The sequence below is a fragment of the Nocardioides sp. genome (genome assembly GCF_051876515.1).
Taxonomy (GTDB): Bacteria; Actinomycetota; Actinomycetes; order Propionibacteriales; family Nocardioidaceae; genus Nocardioides.
In genome coordinates, this window is sequence record NZ_JBJEHY010000144.1 from 1 (window position 1) to 20,364 (window position 20,364).

Consider the following 20,364-nt stretch of genomic DNA (forward strand, 5'->3'; position numbering starts at 1 on the left):
ATGCACGACTCCCTGACCGCGCCCGGCGGCATGGTCGCGCTGTTCATGATGATGCTCGGCGAGATCGCCCCCGGAGGCGTCGGGTCGGGCCTGTACGGGATGGTCCTGCTGGCGATCGTGACCGTCTTCATCGCCGGCCTCATGGTGGGCCGGACGCCGGAGTACCTGGGCAAGAAGATCACCCACCGCGAGATGTGGCTGGTCTCGGTCTTCGTGATCACCACCCCCGCCCTCGTCCTCGTCGGCTCGGCACTGGCACTGGCCACCGACGCCGGGCGCGCCGGCATCCAGGAGGCGGGTCCGCACGGCATCACCGAGGTCGTGTACGCGATCACGTCGGCGTCCAACAACAACGGCAGCGCCTTCGGCGGCCTCACCGCCAACACGCCGTTCTGGAACACCCTGACCGGCCTGTGCATGTGGCTGGGCCGCTTCGTACCGATCGTCGCCGTCCTCGCGCTGGCCGGCCGGTTCGCCGGCGCCCAGCACGTCCCCGAGGGCGCCGGCACCCTGCCGACCCACCGTCCCCTCTTCACCACCCTGCTCACCGGCGTCGCGCTGGTCGTGGTCGGACTGACGTTCGTACCCGTCCTCGCCCTCGCCCCGATCGCGGAGTCCCTGTCATGACGCAGCTCTCGGAAGAACCCCTGCAGCCCACCGCGGCCCCCTCGACCGGCACGGACCAGGCAACCCCACCCACACCACGGGGCGGCAGCGCCCTGGGCACCCTGGTCCGTGCCTCCCTCCCGGCGTCGCTGGGCAAGATGCGGCCCGACCGCCTGCTCGACAACCCGATCCTGCTGCTGGTGGAAGCGGGCGCCGCCTTCACCACGGTCGCCGCGTTCGTCGAGCCCTCGGTGCTCACGGTCGTGGTGTCGGTGTGGCTGTGGCTGACCGTCTGGTTCGGGACGCTCGCCGAGGCTGTCGCGGAGGGCCGCGGCAAGGCGCAGGCGGCGTCCCTGCGGGCGCTGCAGCAGGCCACCACGGCACGGCGGCTGCGCGGCACCGTCGAGGAGCTGGCGGCTGTACCCGTCGCCGACCGGCCGTACGACGAGGTGCCCAGCACCCAGCTGCGCAGCGGCGACGTGGTCGTGGTCGGCCCCGGCGAGCGGATCCCCGCCGACGGCGACGTGGTCGAGGGGGTGGCCTCGGTCGACGAGTCGGCCGTGACCGGTGAGTCGGCCCCCGTGATCCGCGAGTCCGGCGGCGACCGGTGCGCCGTCACCGGCGGCACCGTGGTGCTGTCGGACCAGATCGTGGTCCAGGTGACCCGCGACCCGGGCCAGTCGTTCGTGGACCGGATGATCGCCCTCGTCGAGGGTTCCGAGCGTCAGCGCACCCCCAACGAGAAGGCGCTCAACGTGCTGCTCCTCGCCCTGACCGCGATCTTCGTGCTCGTCGTGGCGACCCTGTGGCCGATCGCCGACTTCGCCGGCGCCCGCCCCTCACCGGTGGTGCTGGTGGCGCTGCTGGTGTGCCTCATCCCGACCACCATCGGTGCCCTGCTGTCCGCGATCGGGATCGCCGGCATGGACCGGTTGGTGCGGCGCAACGTGCTCGCGATGTCGGGCCGCGCCGTGGAGGCGGCCGGGGACGTGGACGTCCTGCTCCTGGACAAGACCGGCACCATCACGCATGGGAACCGCCGGGCCACCGAGCTGCGTCCCGCCCCCGGCGTGCACCGCTCCGAGCTGGCGCGGGCAGCCCTGCTGGCCTCGCTGGCCGACGAGACGCCCGAGGGCCGCAGCATCGTCGACCTCATCACCCTGGAGGACCCCGGTTCGGCGGCGACCGCGTTCCCGGAGCGCTCGGAGCTGGTGCCGTTCTCGGCCCGGACCCGGATGAGCGGGCTCGACCACGTCATCGACGGCCGTACGGTCAGCATCCGCAAGGGCGCCGGCAGCTCGGTCAGCGAGTGGGTGCGCGGCACCGGCGGCCACCCGGTCACGGAGATCTCCGCGACCGTGGACGAGGTCGGCTCGCGCGGCGCCACCCCGCTGGTCGTGGCCGAGCAGGTCGGTACGGCACCCGCGCGGCTCCTCGGCGTCGTCGAGCTCAAGGACGTGGTGAAGGAGGGCCTGACCGCCCGCTTCGACCAGCTGCGCGCGATGGGGATCCGTACGGTCATGGTGACCGGCGACAACCAGCTGACCGCCACGGCGATCGGCCGCGAGGCCGGCGTGGACGAGGTGCTGGCGGAGGCGACGCCGGAGGACAAGCTGGCCCTGATCCGCCGCGAGCAGGCCGGCGGCCGCCTGGTCGCGATGTGCGGCGACGGCACGAACGACGCCCCCGCGCTGGCCCAGGCCGACGTCGGGGTGGCGATGAACACGGGCACGTCGGCCGCGAAGGAGGCCGGCAACATGGTCGACCTCGACTCCGACCCCACCAAGCTGATCGACGTCGTGGAGATCGGCAAGCAGCTGCTCATCACCCGCGGCGCCCTGACCACGTTCTCGGTGGCCAACGACGTGGCGAAGTACTTCGCGATCCTGCCCGCGATGTTCGCGGCCGCGCTGCCGCAGCTCGACGTCCTCAACGTCATGCGGCTCTCCTCGCCGGAGTCCGCGATCGCCTCGGCCGTCATCTTCAACGCCCTGGTCATCGTGGCGCTGGTCCCGCTGGCGATCCGCGGGGTGCGGTACCGCCCGGCGAGCGCGGAGCAGCTGCTGCGGCGCCACGTCCTGCTGTACGGCGTCGGCGGACTGGTCGCCCCGTTCGTCGGCATCAAGCTCATCGACCTGCTCGTCTCCCTGCTCCCCGGACTGTGAGGACACCGTGAACACGCTCTTCCACTTCACCCGCCACACGCTGGCCGGGCTCCGCCTGGTCCTGCTGCTGACCGTGGTGCTCGGGGTGGCCTACCCGCTGGCCGTCACCGGCGTCGCCCAGGTGCTGCTCCCCTGGCAGGCGAACGGCTCGTACGTCACCGCCTCGTCGGAGCGGACCACCGACCCCGCCGAGTCGGTCGGCAGCGCACTCATCGGCCAGGGCTTCGAGGGCGAGGAGTGGTTCCACGCACGCCCCTCGGCCGCCGGGGACGGCTGGGACGCGATGGCCAGCGCCGGCTCCAACCTGGGCCCCAACAACCCCGACCTGCTCGCGACCGTCGAGGAGCGGCGCACGGCAGTGGCCGAGCTCGAGGGCGTCTCCCCCGACGAGGTGCCCGCGGACGCGCTGACCGCCTCGGGGTCCGGGCTGGACCCGCACATCTCCCCAAAGTGGGCCGCACTGCAGGTGGCCCGCGTCGCGGCAGCCCGCGGCCTCGACGAGGAGGCCGTGCGCGACCTCGTGGCCGAGCACACCTCGGGCCGGGACCTGGGCGTGCTGGGTGCCCCGCGTGTCAACGTCGTGACGCTTAACGTGGCGCTGGCCGGACTGCGAGACTGACCGCATGGAGACCGCGCCCGCCCCCGGCAGCCAGGGTCTGCCGCGCGGGCGGGGCCGGCTCACGGTGTACCTCGGCATGGCGCCGGGGGTGGGCAAGACGTACGCGATGCTCGACGAGGCGCACCGGCGCGTCGCGCGCGGCACCGACGTGGTCGTCGGTGTCGTGGAGACCCACGGGCGCACCAAGACCGAGGAGCACCTCGCGGGGCTCGAGGTGGTGCCGCGCCGCACGCTGACCCACCGCGGCGTGGAGTTCACCGAGCTGGACACCGAGGCCGTCCTCGCCCGGGCGCCGCAGGTGGTGCTGGTCGACGAGCTGGCCCACACCAACGTCCCCGGCAGCCCCCGGGAGCGGCGCGCCGACGACGTCGAGATCCTGCTGGCCGCCGGCATCGACGTCATCACCACGGTCAACATCCAGCACCTGGAGTCGCTCAACGACACCGTCGAGCAGATCACCGGGGTGCGGCAGCGCGAGACCGTGCCGGACCCGGTGGTCCGCGACGCCGACATGATCCAGCTGGTCGACATGAGCCCCGACGCGCTGCGCCGCCGGCTGGCCCACGGCAACGTGTACCGCTCGGAGCAGATCGACGCGGCCCTGTCGTCGTACTTCCGGCCGGGCAACCTGATCGCGCTGCGCGAGCTGGCGCTGCTGTGGCTGGCCGACCGGGTCGACACGGCGCTGGGCGCGTACCGGCGCGAGCACCGCATCGACGAGGCGTGGCCCGCCCGGGAGCGGGTGGTGGTCGCGGTGACCGGCGGCCCGGAGAGCGACGACCTGGTACGCCGGGGCGCCCGGATCACGCAGCGGGGCGCCGGCACCGAGCTGGTGGTGGTGCACGTGCTGCGCCACGACGGGCTCAGCGGCGGACCGACCGACCTGACCCGGTGGCGACGGCTCACCGAGGACCTCGGCGGCACCTTCCACACCGTCGTCGGTGAGCAGGTCGCCGAGGCCGTCGTCGACTTCGCCCGCGGCGTCAACGCCTCCCTGGTCGTCGTCGGGGTCTCGCGGCGGGGACGCTGGCAGCGCCTCTTCACCCGCTCGACCGCGACCAGCATCGCCCAGCTCTCCGGCGGCATCGACGTGCACCTGGTGCCGCACGACGAGAAGGGGGTCGCGTCCCTGGCGGGCCGTCGCCGCTCCACGCTGGGGCGTGAGCGACTGACCTTCGCCTGGGCTCTCGCGTGCGTCCTCCCGGTGGCCGCGGTGCCGCTGTTCCGGCTGACCGGGTCGACGGGGAACCTGCCGCTGGAGGTCCTCTGCTACCTGGCGCTGACGGTCCTGGTGGCGCTGGTCGGCGGCCGCGGCCCGGCCGTCCTCGCCGCCGCCGTCGGCTTCGCCTGCCTCAACTGGTTCTTCACCCCGCCCGTGGGGCGGTTCACCGTCTCCGAGACGGGCAACCTGGTCGCACTCGCCGTCTTCCTCGCCGTGGCGGTCGCGGTGGCCTCCGTGGTCGACCTGGCGGCGCGGCGTACGGCCGAGGCCCTGCAGGCGCGCACCGAGGCCGCCACGATCGGGGGCCTGGCCCAGTCGGTCCTCACCGGCGCCGACACGGCCGACGCGGTGGCCTCGCGGCTGCGGGAGACCTTCGGCCTGGACGCGGTGGCGCTGCTGCGGCACGAGGGCAACGCGTGGGTCCAGGTGGCCGGGGACGGCGCCGAGCCCGCGGCGACGCCCGAGTCGGCCGACCACTCCGTACGCGTCGACGACGACCACGTGCTGGCACTCACCGGGCGGCAGCTGAAGGCCTCCGACATGCGCGTCGTGGAGGCGTTCGCCCTGCAGGCGGGGCTGGTCCTGGAGTACCGCCGGCTGCGTGAGCGGGAGGCGCGCGCCGTCGTCCTGGAGCGCGCCGACGCCACCAGCACCGCGCTGCTGCGCGCCGTCTCGCACGACCTGCGCACCCCGTTGGCCACGATGCGCACCTCGGTGGACGGGCTGCTGCTCGGCGGGCTCGACGACGACGACCGTACGGCCCTGCTCTCCGCCGCGAGCGGGGCGGCGGCGGACCTGCAGCACCTCATCGACAACCTGCTCGACCTGTCCCGGATCTCCTCGGGGCTGGTGGTGCCGCAGCTGCGCACGGTGAGCCTCGAGGAGGTGCTGCCGATCGCGGTCTCGGGCCACGAGGCCGACGAGGTGGTGCTCGACGTCGCGGAGATGACGCCGCTGGTGGTGACCGACGCCGGGCTGCTGGAGCGGGTCGTGGCCAACGTGGTCGGCAACGCCGTACGGCACGCGTCCCCCGCCGAGACGGGGCCGGTGCGGGTCACCGTGCACGTCCACCGCGACCGCCTCGACATCCGCGTCGTGGACCACGGCCCCGGCCTGTCGGCGCGCGCGAGGGAGCGGATGTTCGAGCCGTTCCAACGGTTCTCCGACTCCGGCACCGAGGGCCTGGGGCTCGGCCTCGCGGTGGCCCGCGGCCTGGCCGAGTCGATCGGTGCCACCATCAGCGCGGAGGACACCCCCGGCGGCGGCCTGACGCTGGTGGTGCAGGTGCCGCGCAGCGAGGACGGGAGGAGGTCGGAGCCGTGACGCACGCCCGGGTCCTGGTGGTCGACGACGAGCCCGCGCTCGCCCGCGCGCTGGCGATCAACCTGCGCGCGCAGGGCTGGGAGGTCGTGACCGCCTCCGACGGCGCCTCCGCCCTGCGGGCCGCGGCCCAGAAGCACCCGGACGTGGTGCTGCTCGACCTGGGGCTGCCCGACATGGACGGCACCGAGGTGATCGCGGGCCTGCGCGGCTGGACCGAGGTGCCGATCGTGGTGCTCTCGGCACGTCAGCACGGGGAGGACAAGGTCGAGGCGCTCGACCTGGGCGCCGACGACTACGTGACCAAGCCGTTCGCGATGAACGAGCTGATGGCGCGGCTGCGCGCCGCCGTACGACGGGGTGCCGCGCACGCGGGCGACGAGGAGCCGGTGGTGGTGGTCGGCGACCTGCGCATCGACCTGGCCCGCAAGCGGGTGCTCAGGTCGGGCACCGCGGGCGGGGACGGTGGTGGCGGTGGCGCCGAGGAGGAGGTGCGCCTCACCCCGACCGAGTGGGAGTTCCTGGAGGTGCTGACCCGGCACCTCGGCCGGCTGGTCACCCGGGAGCAGCTGCTGCGCGAGGTGTGGGGCCCCGGCTACGAGTCCGAGGGGCACTACCTGCGGGTGTACGCCGCCCAGCTGCGCCGCAAGCTCGAGGCCGACCCGGCCGCACCGCGGCACCTGATCACCTCGCCGGGGCTGGGCTACACGTTGGAGCCGTGAGCGGCGGACGGGGCCGTCATACCGCGAGTCGGTCGATTTCGGCCACACGGGCGATCTCGCGTCCCTAAGATCGGACATCAGATGTTTGAGCCGGGTCCCCACCCCGGTCCCAGCACCCGGCCGACCCCACCGGCCACCAACCCCACACCGAAGGACCTCATGACTCCCATCCCACGGGAGCGGTTGAGGCGCGCCTGCGCGCCCTCGGTCGCCGCCCTCCTCTGTCTCTCCGTCCTCGCCTCGCCCGCCCTCCCAGCGGACGCAGCCGAGGGGCCCTCCACCAGCGCGACCATCCTCCCGGTCTCGCCGGACCACCTGCCCAGCGCCGACATCGGCTTCCACGACACCACCCGCACCGGCGCCGAGCGCCCGGTGCGCGACGACCTCACGGGCGCCCTGGCCGGCCAGGTCGAGCTCGTGCAGGCCACCTCGGTGGACCCGACGGGCAACGCCGCCGCCGAGCGCCCCGACATCACCGCCGAGCGCGAGACGCTGCTGCTGCTCACCCCCCGTACGCCCCTGTCCGGGGTCCGGGTCCGGGTCACGGTCAACGGCGCCCTCCAAGGCACCGTCGCACTCAACCACCCCCGCCTCCTCCCCCGCTCCGACCAGGGCGTCGACCAGCGCGGCGAGGTCGCGTACTCGCTCAAGGCGTGGTCGGTGCGGCTGCCGTGGCAGTGGGTGCGACCGGGGATGAAGCTCCGGTTCGTCGACGACTCCGGCACGGTGGGCACGCTGCGTCACGTCGACGTCGCCGCCCCCAAGGAGCTGGTCGTCAACAACATCCAGCTCGGGATGCTGACCAACGCCCCCGACGGCGACGGGCACCGGTTCATCAAGGACCCGGCCTGGGGCGCGACCGACTACTTCTCCACCATCCCGGTCGCACGGCTCACGATGGCGAGGTACGAGAAGGTCGAGCTGGACCGCGTCATCGTGGCCTCCGGGGCGATCTACGACGCCAAGAACCCGGCGCCGGGGAACGGGGACGTCTACTCCGGCGACATGCGGGAGAACGTCGGCAAGGCCCAGGTCTCCACCGGGATCAACCTGGCCACGTGGGGCATCACCTCCTCGCCGATGAACCAGTCGCAGCCGCAGGTCACCAACCAGCGCGTGATCCACCACTCCGCCGGCCTGTACGCCAACGGCCGCCACAGCCACGGCCTGTCCGGCGGCAACGGCATGGCCACCCTGTACGACTCGGTCGGCAACGAGCTGAGCCACGAGCTCGGCCACTCCTACGGGCTGGGCCACTTCCCCGGCTGGGACGACTCCAGGACCGGCGACGACCGGGTCCGCAACGCCAGCCACCACATGGACTCCGGCTGGGGCTGGATCGGTTTCCGCCAGCGGATGCGCTCCAACCTCGACACCGCCGCGTTCGGCCGCAACGGCTCCGTCAACGGGGTGCCGCTGTCGGAGAACCTGGCCGGCAAGTTCAACTTCAACCGTGACGCCATGTCGGGCGGGTGGGACACCAGCAACCTGTCCGACTACACCCACCACACCGGGTACAGCCTCAAGCGCATCCAGGCGAACCTCAAGTCCGTCACCGCCGACACCGACTACCCCAGCGGCTACCGCGACTGGGACGCCGCGACCGGCGCCTGGGTCGACGCCACGCAGCTGAACCCGTCGTTCGACCGTCCTCGTCCCGAGCGCGTCGGCGGGAGCGTCTTCACCCTGCTGGGCGGCTACAACCCGGCCAAGCCGGAGCAGTCGCTGCTCTACCCGGCGTTCAGGTCAAACTACGGCGTCACCTTCGACCTGCCGCAGGTCGACCCGACCGAGGTGTCGGCCACGCGTCGCTGCTGGGTGCAGGTCGACTTCGCCCAGAAGCCCACCCGGTACGTCGAGATCGCGGCCAACGACGGCGTGAAGCAGCTCAACGTCAACATCGCCGAGTCCGACCGGCCCACCGGGGCCCAGGTCGCCTGCCGCCAGAACGGCGTGACCACTGCCCTGGGTGCGCCGATCACCATCGCGACCGACCTGGAGCCCCTGGCCGAGCCTGTCGTGGTCGGTCAGGAGAGCGGGTACGAGGCGCTGCGCACGCAGGAGATGAAGCGGCTCCAGCCCCTCCTCGCCGCGCAGGCCGACGTCGCCAACCCGTCGCTGTCGGCCGCCAGCCTGGTGGTGCTGCAGGGCTGGTCCGACGACCTGTCGTCGCTGTCGCGCGCCGCCCGCACGGTCGCGGAGCGCATCCTGGGCCTGGCCTCCGACGCCACCGCGGTCACCGCGTACCTCTCGGAGCGCGGCAGCACGTTCGGCAACGCCACGAACGGCAACGCGGCCACGCTGCTTGAGTTCCTCACCGCCCGCGGCTACACCGACTCCGCCACCTCGGTGCTGCCCACCGGCCAGCAGGTCACCGTCGACGGCGGCAAGTGCCTCACCCTCGACCAGGCCGCCGACGGCTCCACGACCGTACGCACGACGACCTCGGCCGCCGGCTGCACGGGCACCTCGGCGGAGTCGTGGTGGGCCGACCAGTCCGGTCGGATCCACCCCACGGACCGTCCCGACCTGTGCCTGCGCGTCGGTACGCCGGTGACGGCCACGGCGTGCCGGACCGGTGACACCAGTCAGGGCTGGATCCTCGAGGACGACGGCCACGTCGTCAGCGCCACCACGCCCACGCTGGCGATGGACCTCAACCGCTCCACGTACCGGCCGGGCATGTACAACCGCCACACCGGCTCCAACCAGTACTGGCGCACCATCCCCACCAGCGCCAACGCGCTGCTCGGCCACCTCGACTCCAACGGCCTCGCCGCGCTGTTCGAGGCCCGCGTCGCCACGCTGGCGTTCGCTCCCGCGGGCAAGGCTGGCCGAGCCGGCTGGTGGGTCGGCCGTGCCGCGCTGCGTCCGACCGCGACGGTGCTGCTGACCGGCGAGACCGCGCCCGTCCAGGTGCTGCAGGACGGCACCTGGGTGGACGTCACGAAGACGGTCGCGCTGCCCCAGGGCCGCAGCGCCGTCACCCTGCGCGCGACCTCGCCGTACGGGGAGCGGACCCGGCTCAAGCGGACCGTCAAGGTCGACACCGTCAAGCCGACCCTCTCCTCGAGGCTCACCGCCCGGACGGTGACGCTGAAGGCGGCCGACGCCACCTCCGGGGTGCTGCGGATCCAGTTCCGCACCAGCGACACCGGGACGTGGAAGACCTACCGGGCGCCCCTGGTCCGCAGCACGCTGAGCACGGTCCGCGTGCTGCAGGTGCGGGCCACCGACAAGGCGGGCAACGTCTCGAAGGTCGTGCGGGTCAGCCTCCGCTGACGTGGGCGTGGGCTGGTCGCGCCGCTCCTGGGGCGGAGACGCCGAGCAGGAGCGGCGCGGCCAGCATCGCGGTCCACAGCACCACCAGGGCGGCGTGGTCGAGCACCGGGCCCCACGCCGGGTAGCCCTCGAGCACGCCGTCGACCAGGTCGTACGCGACCACCGAGGCGGGCGCCGAGACCAGGATGACCGCCCACCACGCCACGCTCCCGGGCCGCCCGGGAGGTACGGCGAGCTGGCCGAAGGCGGCCACCACGAGGCTCGACCCGGCGAACACCGTCAGGACCAGCAGCACCGGCCGGTCGTTGAGCGCCGGCGTGTCGAGCGCCAGGGCCAGCGGTGGCAGCGGGGCGCACCACATGGTCAGCATCCGCAGCCACCCCGACCGCTGTGGCGTGCGCCAGCGGACGAGCAGGCCGACGACTCCCACCAGCACCCCGGTCAGCCACATGATCACCATCTCTCGACGGTGGCAGCGCGCGGACGCGGCGTTCCAGCCGCTGAGTCGTCTCCGTACGGGAGTTCGACGGAATCTTGCGGCGAACCAGACGGTAGCCCCCGGTTTGGGAGGGCGGGACTGACCCGTTCTCAGCGCGGGTCGAGCCTGAACACCGGGATCTCCCGGTCGGTCCGCTCCGCGTACTTGGCGTAGTTGGGCCACGTCCCGAGCATCACGGCCCACAGCGCCTCGCGCTCGGCGCCCTCGACGCGGCGCGCGGTGACGGGCACGTCGGTGCCGTGCCAGTTGACGCTGGCCTCGCCGGCCGCCAGCAGGTTGCCGACCCAGGCCGGGGGCGACGGTGCACCCCAGTTGGACCCGGCGACCAGCCAGCCCCCGTCGTGCGGGACGCAGAGCAGGGGCGTGGTGCGTACCAGGCCGGACTTGCGGCCCACCACCGACAGCATCAGCTCGGGCAGCCCCGCCATCTGGAGGAGCGTCAGGCGACCCTTGGTGGCGCCCTGGATGCCGCGGTCCAGGCCCACGATGACCTTCGCGAATTTCGGGAGCCAGGGCTGCGCCCCGAGAGCGAGCGCGACGGGACGCAACGGGTTCATGGGCCGGAGACTAGCGGCGGTCGGACGGTCTCGCGTGCGAGATCGCCTCGTCCTCCTCGGGGCTCAGCTGCTGCTCGCAGCTCCAGTCCGCGATCGACTTCGCGTACGTCCGCGCCTCGCTGCGGCCGTGGATGGAGGTCAGGACCACCCCGTTGCCGCCGTCGTCGAGGACAGCCAGCGACCACGACAGGTGCCCGCCGACGTCGCCGAAGGCGTCGTACCGGACCACCGCCAGGTGCCGCAGCGCGTCGGCCGTCTCGCCCTGCAGCGCCGCCACCTCCCGGCGCAGACCCTCCACGTCGCTCGGCAACGCGTCGGCGTCGCCCCGGGTCGGCTCGGAGGAACGGAACTGGCCCAGCACCGCCACGACCCCCAGCAGGAGGGCGGCGACGGCGACGAGGAGCGTGACGATGTCGAGCGGCTGCACGGGCCGACCCTACGACCGCTGGACGGTCCCGGCGGGTCCGGCGCGGCGCAGCGTGCCAAAATCGGCACCGTGAACGCGCCCTCCCAGCCCCAGCGGATCACCTACCAGGGTGAGCCCGGAGCCAACTCGCACATCATCGCCCGCCAGGCGTACCCCGACGCCGAGCACGTTCCCTGCGCGTCGTTCGAGGAGGCGTTCGCCCTCGTCCAGAACGGCGAGGCCGACCTCGCCATGATCCCGATCGACAACTCGCTGGCCGGTCGCGTCGCCGACATCCACCACTTCCTGCCCGACTCCGGGCTGTACATCGTGGGTGAGCGGTTCCTGCGGATCCAGTTCGCGCTGATGGCCCTGCCCGGCACCCGCCTGGAGGACATCGAGACGGTGCACAGCCACGTGCACGCGCTGGGCCAGTGCCGCGGGATCATCCGCGAGATCGGCGCCCGGCCGGTCGTGGCCGGCGACACCGCCGGCGCGGCCCGCGAGGTCTCCCAGTCCGGCGACCACACGATGGCCGCGCTGGCGCCGCCGCTGGCCGCCGAGGTGTACGGCCTGGAGATCCTGCGCGACGAGGTCGAGGACGCCGAGCACAACACCACCCGCTTCGTCATCCTGTCGCGCGACTACGTGCGCGCGCCGGCCGGCAACGGCCCCGTGGTCACCTCGTTCATCTTCAACGTCCGCAACCTCCCGGCGGCGCTGTACAAGGCGCTCGGCGGCTTCGCGACCAACGGCGTCAACATGACCAAGCTCGAGTCGTACATGGTCGGCGGGCACTTCATCGCCACCCAGTTCCTCGCCGAGGTCGACGGGCATCCCGACGACATCGGGTTGAAGCGCGCGCTGGAGGAGCTGGAGTTCTTCACCACCGAGGTGAAGGTGCTGGGCGTCTACCCGGCCGACCCGTTCCGCAACGCCTGAGCGCTGCTCACTCCTCGACGACCTCGACGCCCATCTGCCGCATCGCCTCGACGTCCTTGGCGGCGTCGGGCGCCTGCTCGGGGTAGCTGAGCCCGCCCGGCGGGACGACCCGTCCGCCGAGGCCCAGGACCCGCTCGACCTGGCTGACCGTGCTGGCTGCGGCGAGGTGCGCCCGGCCGGCCGGGTCGCGCAGGACGAGGTGCCGTACGGCCTCGCCGCGCCTGGCCAGCACCCGGACCTCGTGGGGGGTGCCCGACTCAGCGTCGACCGTCAGCAGCCTCGCGCGCACCGACCGCGGCAGGAACGCCCAGGCGCCGGTGCCGACCAGCGCGGCCAGGCCGAGTGCGCTGGGGGCGTGGTCGTACGCCAGCCGCACCGCCACGCCCTGGGCGATGCCGGCCTCGACGAGGGTGTCCTGCTCGCCGCTCGAGACGCGTCGGGCGCGGAACGTCCCGGCGTCGAACGCGGTCCGGCGCGGCTCGGCGAAGCCTCGCGCCAGGCGTCGGCGCTTCTCCTCCCAGACCACGAAGCTGCGGTGCAGGTCGACCCACGCGGCGGCAGCCGCCGGACCCACCCGGTCGTCGTGGCGCAGCAGCGCCGACACCTCGACCGAGTCGTAGGGCTCCGCCGCAGTGCCGTCGGCCAGCAGACCGGCGACCGCGACGGCGGCGGCGCTGGCCGCCCAGCCGACCGGCAGCACCACGGGTGGGACGGTGCCGGAACCGGCAGGGTCAGCGGTTGCGGCGGCAGCGACGAGGTCGGCGACCGCGTCCACGGCGAGGACCTGCTCGGAGGCGTCGACGACGGCAGCACCGCGGGCCAGCGCGGACCCCAGCAGCCGGAGGCCGGGGTCCCCGGAGAGGACCACGACCGCGTCGACGGGCTCGGTGACACCGGCCAACGGGTCGGCGTCGCGCACCTCCACCGCGACGGCGGCGGAGTCCGGCAGGGTCGCCGCGACCTGCTGGGCGCGGTCGGGGTCGTGCCCGGCAACCAGGATCCGCAGGTCCGGGTGGCGGACGGCGAGCAGGTGGCAGACCTGGCGGCCGACCTCGCCGTACCCGCCGACGACGCACACGGTCGCGCTCATGGGTGCTCCTCTTCCCGCCCGGTTCGTCTCGAAGGGTACGGGGGCACCACGGCGCAGGCAGTTCGCGGCCCGGTCCTCGCCATCCCCGCTCACCGCGACGGCTGCGGCGCCGAACTGCCTGTGGCACGGTGGAGCCATGACGCCTCAGGACGAGGAGTACGCCAGGGCCCACTTCGTGCCCGCCGGCGAGGAGTCGCTGCGCCTGACCACGGCGGGTGTCCTCCCGCCCCCGTCGTACGTGCTCCCCGACGGCACCGCGATGGTGCCGCGGGACCACCTCGCACTGGTGGAGCTGGCGGGCGGACCGGAGCACGTCGAGGCCTGGTACGTCGACGCACTGCAGCAGGTCGGCTTCTCCCCCGAGCGCGCCCGCGCCACCTGGGCGGACGTGCTCGCCGGCCGACGGACCGAGCTGGTCTCGGTACTGCCGACGTTCGTCGTGGACGCGGAGCGCCGGGTCGCCCAGGCAGCGGCAGCGCTCGCGGTCCTGGCCGACGCCCCGGCCGGGACCGCCCGGCGCCACGACGCGTTGGCGTCCCTGCACGAGGCGGTCGAGGGTGGCTTCGGGGTGCGCGGCCTCGACCAGGTCCTGCTGCCCCTGCCGCCCCACGACGCGGCCGGCCCCGACGGGGCGGCACCGCTGCGGCGTACGTGGGTCGACGAGGTCCGAACGCGGTGGTTCTCCCCGGTCCCGCCCGAGCTCCCCGTCCGTACCGAACGTCTGGTGCTGCGCGAGCCGCGGTTGTCCGACGCCGCGGACCTGGCCGACGCGTACGGCGACCCGGCGTTCATGCGCTACCTGCTGACCGAGCCGATGACGCCCGCCGAGGTGCAGGTGATGCTGTGGCGCCGGCGCGAGCCGGGCGTCCCGCACCGCACCCTCGCGCTGACCGTCGAGGCCGACGGCCGGGCGGTCGGGGACCTGGTCCTGATGCTGCAGGGCACCGCTCTGCTCACCGCCGAGCTCGGGTGGACGGTCCACCCCGCCCACGCGGGTCTCGGCTACGCCACGGAGGCCGCGCGGGCCCTGATCCGGATCGCGTTCGAGCACTACGACGTTCGCCGGATCGTCGCGAACCTCGACGGCGACAACGAGCGGTCCGCGGCGCTCGCGGAGCGGCTCGGCATGCGGCGCGAGGTCGACCGGGTTGACGACTTCTGGTCCAAGGGGCGCTGGACCCCCAGCTACGAGTACGCGCTGCTGCGCGAGGAGTGGGACGGGCAGACCTAGCCCCGCGGGCGCTGGACTCCACTACCCTCCCGACATGCGACTGCGACCGGGCCGGCCCGACATCTCCGCGTACGGCGACCGCTTCGACGTGCCGGAGGCGGCGGGCGAGTTGTCGGTGACGTTCCTCGGCGTGGCGTCGCTGCTGCTCACCGACGGCCGCAGCGCCGTGATGACCGACGGCTTCTTCTCCCGTCCGTCGCTGCCCGCCGTGGGGCTGCGCCGGTTGAGCCCCGACCTGGGCCGGATCGACGCGGCGCTGTCACGGGCAGGGGTGACGACGCTGGAGGCGGTCGTGCCGGTGCACAGCCACTTCGACCACGTCATGGACTCGCCCGTGGTCGCCCAGCGCACGGGCGCCCGGCTGGTCGGGGGCTCCTCGACGATCCAGGTCGGGCGGGGCAGCGACCTGCCGGCCGACCGGATGACGCAGGTGGGCGACGGCGACACCGTCTCCCTCGGAGCGTGGACGCTGCGCTTCACCGCCTCGCACCACTGCCCGCCCGACCGCTACCCCGGCACCATCGACGCCCCGGTCGTCCCGCCGGCCCGAGCGCGGGCGTACAAGTGCGGGGAGGCCTGGTCGATCCTGACCACCCACGCCTCGGGGCGCACCGCGCTGCTGCAGGGCAGCGCCGGGTACGTCGAGGGAGCACTGACCGGCCAGTCTGCCGAGGTCGTCTACCTCGGGATCGGTCAGCTGGGGGTGCAGGACGAGGCGTACGTCGAGGCGTACTGGGAGCACGTGGTCCGCGCCGTCGGCGCCCGCGTGGTCGTGCTGACCCACTGGGACGACTTCTTCCGCGGCCTCGACCAGCCGCTGCGGGCGCTGCCCTACGTCGGCGACGACCTCGACGCGTCGATGCGGGTGATCGACCGCCTCGCCGCCCGCGACGGGGTACGGGTCAGCTTCCCGACGGTGTTCCGGCGCGAGGACCCCTGGGCGCTGGCCTGACCCCTCCCCGGCCGCGTCGGATCTCCAGGACCGCGATCACCAGCAGCTCCCCGGCCCGCGCCGAGGAGCGCCAGTGCACGTGCCGAGGAAGAACCCGGCGATGACGGCGATGCCGAGCGCGACGGCGTACCGGAAGAACCTGCGTGCCGCCGGGGCGGCCGTACCCGTCGTCATGTGACCTCCGAGGTCGTCGGCGGCCCGCTCGGCCAGCCCGTGCTGCACCCCATGGTGGGGCTCCGCGCGGGGCGTGTCACGGGAACGGGCGGGCACGTGCGTCGTACGAACCGGTCCGTGCCCACGATCTGCATGACGCGGACCGGCGGCCGACGCCCCCGGCACCCCACGAAATTGGAGAACCCGGTTGCTGTTGACGGGGGACACAACAGCAACCGGGTCTGACGAAACCCTACCGGCGAGGAACCTTCCCACCAAAGGAATCGCGGTAATTCACCCGGATACATGACGGAGGTCACACAGGTGATGCTCACCTGCGGTCGGACGCCACGCTCCGGGCGTACGCGTCAGCGGATCGTCACCTGCCGGTTGACCAGCCCGGCGCGCGCAGAACGCTCCTCCGCGGACAGGTCGCCGGTCGCGGCGAGGGCGTCCTCGAGGGCGGCGGCGAACGCGGCGGCCGGCTTCTCCAGCACCTCGGCGCCGGTGCCGACGGGCAGGTCCCACACGGGGACGACCAGGCCGTGCGCACGGAACATGCCGACGAGGCGGCCCTCGTCGATGAGCCGGTCCTGACCGGCGGCGTGCAGCCGCGCGAGGGCGTCGACGAGCGCGTCCTCGGGGTGCGGCATCACCCAGCGCAGGTGCTCCTTGGTGCCGACGTTGGTCCAGTACGCCGCCTCGACCGACTCCAGCCGCAGGGTCGGCATCGCGGCCTCGTTGGCCTGCTCGAGCGCGGCCTCCATCGAGGAGTCGTGCTCGACGTCGTCGATCCAGTAGCCGAACCCCTCGTGGACGGTGACGTCCAGCGAGGTGTTCGAGACGAGGTCCTGCAGGCGCTTGCCCGGGCCGGGAGGCGTGGTCAGGCCGACGATGCCGGGCTCCGTGGTGGCCAGCGCCGCCTCGAGCACGGCGCCGAGGTCGCGGGCCGGGTCGCCGTACGAGTGCTGCACCTGCAGGCCCAGCCAGATGGCGCCGGACTCGCGCACCATCGCGGGCGCCGCCATCGGCAGCAGCGTGCACAGGCGCACCTCGCGGTCGCCCTCGACGAGGGTCAGCGGGGCGGTGGCGGCGGGGACGAGCTCGCGCAGCGCGACGACGTCACACTCGCCGGCCAGCCCCTCGAACGGGCGCGCGACGGGGCGCGGGCCGCTCGCCGAACCGTGGCAGTTCTTGTACCGCAGGCCCGAGCCGCACGGGCAGGGCTGGCGGGGCGCGACGGCACCCTCGGCGGTCTCGGCGGCGGAACGGGTCTTGCGGGACTTCTTGGCCATGCGGCAGAACCTACCGCCCGAGGACCGCCGGAGCCGCCCCGGCGGCGACCGTACGGAGTCAGCTCCCGGCCGTACGCCCCAGCAGCTTGAGCATGTGCGCCGGCCGGTCGCTGATCACCGCGGTGACGCCCAGGTCGCGGCAGATGTTGAGGTCCTCGGCGGTGTTGACGGTCCACACGTGGATCTCGCGGTCGTCGCGCAGCAGGTAGCGCCCCAGCCCGGGGTGGTCGCGCAGCTCCTTGATGCCCGGCCCGATGATCCAGTCGTCCCCCACCACCGGACGCAGCACCGGCCAGTGGTGGGCCTTCTCCACCAGCATCACCACGGAAATCTCCGGGGCCAGCTTCTTGACCCGGCTGACCGCGTTGAACGAGAAGCTCATGATCCTCGCCGGCCCACCGGCACGGTCCCACCCGAAGTCGCCCAGCGACTCCACGAGCCGCCGTTCCACGAGGCCGCCGTACCGGGTCGGGTGCTTGGTCTCGATCGCGAGCTCGACGCGGCGGTCGTAGTCGGCGACCGTCTCCAGCAGGCGCCGCAGCGTCAGCACCCGCCCGGTCTCCGGGTCCCGGTCGGGAGCCTCGTCGTCCATGTCGCCCCACGGGTTCTTCCACGAGGCGAAGTCGAGCTCGTCGAGCTCGGCCAGCGTCATCGTGGAGACCAGGCCCTTGCGCTGGGCCGTACGCCGCAGGTCCCGGTCGTGCACGCAGATCAGGTGGCCGTCGGCGGTCAGCCGTACGTCGCACTCGAGGCCCTCGGCCCCCTCGTCGAGCGCCTTCACGTACGCCTCGAGCGTGTGCTCGGCCAGGTCGTGGCTGCTGCCGCGGTGGGCGACCACCTGGGGACGGAACGAACGACGACGCGGGACGGGCGAGCCCGGCCGACGACCGAGGGAGGACATGGCCAAATCTTGGCACGCGCGAGGGCCGTCCGCGCGGCGACGTCCCGGAAAGCCGTACGGGTCAGAAGACCCCGGCGCCGTCGAGGACCAGGAGCAGACCGAACAGCGCGAACAGGACGGCGGCACCGATCTTGATCGTCTTCTCGGGCAGCTTCTTGCCGAGCAGGGCGCCGACGCCGATCGCGAGCGCGTCGGCCGCGACCATGCCGAGGGTGGACCCGATCCAGGTGCCGAGCCAGCCCTCCTGGGTGGCCAGCGTGATGGTGGCGAGCATCGTCTTGTCGCCGAGCTCGGCCAGGAAGAAGGCGGTGCCGACAGCGACGATCGCCATGCCGGTGGAGTTGCGGGCCTTGGCGGCCTCGTCCTCGGTCAGCTCGTCCCCGCGCAGGGTCCAGGCGGCGAAGCCGAAGAACGCGATGCCGGCCACGATCGAGATCCAGTTCTGGTAGCCGGCGAACGCGTCACCGATCCAGTACCCGATGCCGACGGAGGCCAGATGGACGATCGCGGTCGCCGCGGTGATCGCGATGAGGACGTCGCGGACCTTGTAGCGGGCGGCGAACGTCATCGCCATCAGCTGGCTCTTGTCACCGAGCTCGGCGACGAAGATGACCGCGGTGCTCAACAGGAAGGCGTACATGGGGTTCTCTCTCTGCTCCGGCCCGGCCGGAGGTGAGCCCTGAGGGACGCAGCCTTCGACCAGGCGCGTCAAGGACGTGCGAACTGGTCGAAAGTCTCGTCCGCCACCTGCGTGGCCTGCCGTGCCGGACCCGGAGGTCAGTGTGTCGACACGACTGTTGGGGACTACTCCCTTTCGGTGGCCGACCCTAGCCCCCGAGCCACCCGTTGTCGAAACCCGCTGGCATCCCACCCCGCCCGGACGCACACTGCTGCCATGCCGTCCTCGACCCAGTGGGCCACCTTCCTCGTCGCCTCGTTCCTCTTCATCCAGGTCCCCGGCCCGAGCCTGCTCTTCACGATCGGCCGCGCCCTCACCGTCGGTCGGCGCGACGCCCTGCTGTCGGTGGTCGGCAACGCGCTCGGCCTGGCCGTGCAGGGCGTCCTCGTCGCCGTCGGCCTCGGCGCCGTGGTGGCGGCGAGTGCGACCGCGTACACGGTGGTGAAGCTGGTCGGCGCCACGTACGTCATCTGGCTCGGCATCCAGGCCATCCGCCACCGCGCGGACGCGCGGCAGGCGATGGACATGGGAGCCCCGCCCGCGCGCGGCAACCCGGTCCGGATCGGGTTCGTGGTGGGGGCGACCAACCCGAAGACGATCGTCTTCTTCGCCGCGTTCCTGCCGCAGTTCACCGACCCCGGCGGGGCGGTGGGGCTGCAGACGGCCGTGCTGGCGCTGGTGTTCGCCGTGATGGCGGTGGCCTCGGACACCGTGTGGGCGCTGCTGGCCGGGCAGGCGCGGACCTGGTTCGCGCGGCAGCCCAAGCGCCTCGACGCGCTCAGCGTCGCCGGCGGCACCATGATGGTCGGGCTGGGCGTGACGATGCTGGTGCGCGACTGAGCGCTACCCCAGCGCCTTCCGTCGCGCCAGCGTGGCCGCGATCCCAGCGGCCGCGGCGTGCACCGACGCGGCGTGCTCGGCGGGCCGGAACCGCGTCGCCAGCCCGGCGACGCTGATCGCCGCGACCGGGCGGTCCTCGGTGTCGAGCACGGGTGCGGCGACGCAGACCACGCCCAGCTTGGACTCCTCGTGCTCGAACGCGACCCCGTGCTCCTTGACCGCGTCCAGCTGCTGCCGGAGCCGCCCGGGGGCCGTCACGGTGCGCGGCGTGAACCGTTCGAGCCGCCCGCTGAGCACCGCGATCCGGTCCTGCTCCGGCGCGTACGCCAGCAGCGCCTTGCCGATCGCGGTCGCGTGCACCGGCATCCGCCCACCGATCCGCGAGGGCGTCTGCACCGCACGGTGCCCGCCGAACTTCGCGACGTACACGACCTCCGCACCCTCGCGGAGCCCGAGGTGGACGGTCTCGTGGGTCCGCTCGTACAGGTCCTCGAGGAACGGGGTGGCGACCTCGAGCAGGGTCCGCTCGACCGAGGCGCGCATGCCGAGCTGGAACAGGTGCGACCCCAGGTGGTAGTCCCCGTCGACACGCACCAGCAGCCGCGCGGCCACGAGGTCGCCGGCCACCCGGTGCAGCGTCGCCTTGGGCAGCCCGGTGCGGCGCTGCAGCTCGGCGAACCCGACGCCGGCGTCGTCCGCGGCGAACGCCTCCAGCACCGTCATCACCTTCCCGAGCACGCTGGAGCGGTCGAGGACCGGCTCGGCCGGCTCGGGAGGGAGAGCCGGCCCTTCGGGGGTGGAAGGCGACGCCATGCGCCCCATGATGCACCCGAGTTCCGCTCACCGGAACCCCACCCTTCTCCCGGGTGCCCGCACCGGGGAG

At 73.2% G+C, this 20,364-nt stretch carries 18 protein-coding genes; 10 read left to right on the forward strand and 8 right to left on the reverse strand.

Annotated elements, in window-relative coordinates:
• The 6 genes from ACI379_RS10790 to ACI379_RS10815 all read left to right on the forward strand — a co-directional run.
• Positions 1-627: potassium-transporting ATPase subunit KdpA (locus ACI379_RS10790; RefSeq protein WP_439792087.1), on the forward strand; the 627-nt coding region annotated here is incomplete at its 5' end.
• Positions 624-2,771: a potassium-transporting ATPase subunit KdpB gene (gene kdpB / locus ACI379_RS10795; RefSeq protein ID WP_439792089.1), complete on the forward strand. Its 2,148-nt coding sequence runs from the start codon at positions 624-626 to the stop codon at positions 2,769-2,771. The genes ACI379_RS10790 and kdpB, both read left to right, overlap by 4 nt.
• A 7-nt stretch (positions 2,772-2,778) precedes the next feature.
• Positions 2,779-3,390 (forward strand): potassium-transporting ATPase subunit KdpC, encoded by a 612-nt coding sequence (gene kdpC / locus ACI379_RS10800; protein WP_439792090.1) that lies wholly within the window; start codon positions 2,779-2,781, stop codon positions 3,388-3,390.
• Between the two features lie 4 nt (positions 3,391-3,394).
• Positions 3,395-5,935 (forward strand): ATP-binding protein, encoded by a 2,541-nt coding sequence (locus tag ACI379_RS10805; protein ID WP_439792091.1) that lies wholly within the window; start codon positions 3,395-3,397, stop codon positions 5,933-5,935.
• Positions 5,932-6,654: a response regulator gene (locus ACI379_RS10810; RefSeq protein ID WP_439792092.1), complete on the forward strand. Its 723-nt coding sequence runs from the start codon at positions 5,932-5,934 to the stop codon at positions 6,652-6,654. Before ACI379_RS10805 ends, ACI379_RS10810 begins: the two co-directional genes overlap by 4 nt.
• 159 nt (positions 6,655-6,813) lie before the next feature.
• Positions 6,814-9,936, forward strand: a complete 3,123-nt coding sequence (locus ACI379_RS10815) for a M66 family metalloprotease (RefSeq protein ID WP_439792093.1) — start codon at positions 6,814-6,816, stop codon at positions 9,934-9,936.
• Here the strand turns inward: ACI379_RS10815 and ACI379_RS10820 are convergent.
• From ACI379_RS10820 to ACI379_RS10830, 3 genes are all read right to left on the reverse strand, one after another.
• Positions 9,923-10,396, reverse strand: a complete 474-nt coding sequence (locus ACI379_RS10820) for a hypothetical protein (RefSeq protein ID WP_439792094.1) — start codon at positions 10,394-10,396, stop codon at positions 9,923-9,925. The genes ACI379_RS10815 and ACI379_RS10820 overlap by 14 nt on opposite strands.
• 128 nt (positions 10,397-10,524) lie before the next feature.
• Complete coding sequence (locus ACI379_RS10825) at positions 10,525-10,992, reverse strand: nitroreductase family deazaflavin-dependent oxidoreductase (protein ID WP_439792096.1); 468 nt, start codon at positions 10,990-10,992, stop codon at positions 10,525-10,527.
• A gap of 10 nt (positions 10,993-11,002) precedes the next feature.
• Positions 11,003-11,419, reverse strand: coding sequence for a DUF4446 family protein (locus ACI379_RS10830; protein ID WP_439792097.1), 417 nt, complete (start codon positions 11,417-11,419; stop codon positions 11,003-11,005).
• A gap of 69 nt (positions 11,420-11,488) precedes the next feature.
• Between ACI379_RS10830 and ACI379_RS10835 the strand changes: the two genes are divergently transcribed.
• Positions 11,489-12,340 (forward strand): prephenate dehydratase, encoded by an 852-nt coding sequence (locus ACI379_RS10835; protein ID WP_439792098.1) that lies wholly within the window; start codon positions 11,489-11,491, stop codon positions 12,338-12,340.
• A gap of 7 nt (positions 12,341-12,347) precedes the next feature.
• Here ACI379_RS10835 and ACI379_RS10840 read toward each other — a convergent pair whose 3' ends face one another.
• Positions 12,348-13,430, reverse strand: coding sequence for a saccharopine dehydrogenase NADP-binding domain-containing protein (locus ACI379_RS10840; protein WP_439792099.1), 1,083 nt, complete (start codon positions 13,428-13,430; stop codon positions 12,348-12,350).
• Between the two features lie 136 nt (positions 13,431-13,566).
• Between ACI379_RS10840 and ACI379_RS10845 the strand changes: the two genes are divergently transcribed.
• Both ACI379_RS10845 and ACI379_RS10850 read left to right on the forward strand, forming a co-directional pair.
• Positions 13,567-14,661, forward strand: coding sequence for a GNAT family N-acetyltransferase (locus tag ACI379_RS10845; protein WP_439792100.1), 1,095 nt, complete (start codon positions 13,567-13,569; stop codon positions 14,659-14,661).
• Positions 14,662-14,695: 34 nt separating this feature from the next.
• Positions 14,696-15,613, forward strand: coding sequence for an MBL fold metallo-hydrolase (locus ACI379_RS10850; protein WP_439792101.1), 918 nt, complete (start codon positions 14,696-14,698; stop codon positions 15,611-15,613).
• 521 nt (positions 15,614-16,134) lie between these two features.
• On the opposite strand, the gene ACI379_RS10855 is transcribed toward ACI379_RS10850, so the two are convergent.
• The 3 genes from ACI379_RS10855 to ACI379_RS10865 all read right to left on the reverse strand — a co-directional run bounded on the left by ACI379_RS10855 (position 16,135) and on the right by ACI379_RS10865 (position 18,587).
• Positions 16,135-17,061, reverse strand: a complete 927-nt coding sequence (locus ACI379_RS10855) for a DUF5926 family protein (protein ID WP_439792102.1) — start codon at positions 17,059-17,061, stop codon at positions 16,135-16,137.
• Positions 17,062-17,119: 58 nt separating this feature from the next.
• Complete coding sequence (locus tag ACI379_RS10860; protein WP_439792103.1) at positions 17,120-17,962, reverse strand: glycerophosphodiester phosphodiesterase; 843 nt, start codon at positions 17,960-17,962, stop codon at positions 17,120-17,122.
• Between the two features lie 61 nt (positions 17,963-18,023).
• The gene (locus tag ACI379_RS10865; RefSeq protein ID WP_439792104.1) at positions 18,024-18,587 is read right to left on the reverse strand and encodes a TMEM165/GDT1 family protein; all 564 of its coding nucleotides are present in this window, start codon (positions 18,585-18,587) and stop codon (positions 18,024-18,026) included.
• 270 nt (positions 18,588-18,857) lie between these two features.
• Here ACI379_RS10865 and ACI379_RS10870 point away from each other — a divergent pair, with 270 nt between their 5' ends.
• Complete coding sequence (locus ACI379_RS10870; RefSeq protein WP_439792105.1) at positions 18,858-19,481, forward strand: LysE family translocator; 624 nt, start codon at positions 18,858-18,860, stop codon at positions 19,479-19,481.
• 3 nt (positions 19,482-19,484) lie between these two features.
• Here the strand turns inward: ACI379_RS10870 and ACI379_RS10875 are convergent, their stop codons facing one another.
• On the reverse strand, positions 19,485-20,294 hold the full coding sequence (locus ACI379_RS10875; protein WP_439792106.1) for an IclR family transcriptional regulator: 810 nt from the start codon (positions 20,292-20,294) through the stop codon (positions 19,485-19,487).
• Positions 20,295-20,364: the final 70 nt, after the last annotated feature.

Excerpts from the sequence above, each read along its gene's own strand:
- kdpB (WP_439792089.1), top strand. The coding sequence starts at position 624 with ATGACGCAGCTCTCGGAAGAACCCCTGCAGCCCACCGCGGCCCCCTCG.
- ACI379_RS10805 (WP_439792091.1), top strand. The coding sequence starts at position 3,395 with ATGGAGACCGCGCCCGCCCCCGGCAGCCAGGGTCTGCCGCGCGGGCGG.
- ACI379_RS10815 (WP_439792093.1), top strand. The coding sequence starts at position 6,814 with ATGACTCCCATCCCACGGGAGCGGTTGAGGCGCGCCTGCGCGCCCTCG.
- ACI379_RS10820 (WP_439792094.1), bottom strand. The coding sequence starts at position 10,396 with ATGGTGATCATGTGGCTGACCGGGGTGCTGGTGGGAGTCGTCGGCCTG.
- ACI379_RS10825 (WP_439792096.1), bottom strand. The coding sequence starts at position 10,992 with ATGAACCCGTTGCGTCCCGTCGCGCTCGCTCTCGGGGCGCAGCCCTGG.
- ACI379_RS10840 (WP_439792099.1), bottom strand. The coding sequence starts at position 13,430 with ATGAGCGCGACCGTGTGCGTCGTCGGCGGGTACGGCGAGGTCGGCCGC.
- ACI379_RS10845 (WP_439792100.1), top strand. The coding sequence starts at position 13,567 with ATGACGCCTCAGGACGAGGAGTACGCCAGGGCCCACTTCGTGCCCGCC.
- ACI379_RS10850 (WP_439792101.1), top strand. The coding sequence starts at position 14,696 with ATGCGACTGCGACCGGGCCGGCCCGACATCTCCGCGTACGGCGACCGC.
- ACI379_RS10855 (WP_439792102.1), bottom strand. The coding sequence starts at position 17,061 with ATGGCCAAGAAGTCCCGCAAGACCCGTTCCGCCGCCGAGACCGCCGAG.
- ACI379_RS10860 (WP_439792103.1), bottom strand. The coding sequence starts at position 17,962 with ATGTCCTCCCTCGGTCGTCGGCCGGGCTCGCCCGTCCCGCGTCGTCGT.
- ACI379_RS10870 (WP_439792105.1), top strand. The coding sequence starts at position 18,858 with ATGCCGTCCTCGACCCAGTGGGCCACCTTCCTCGTCGCCTCGTTCCTC.
- ACI379_RS10875 (WP_439792106.1), bottom strand. The coding sequence starts at position 20,294 with ATGGCGTCGCCTTCCACCCCCGAAGGGCCGGCTCTCCCTCCCGAGCCG.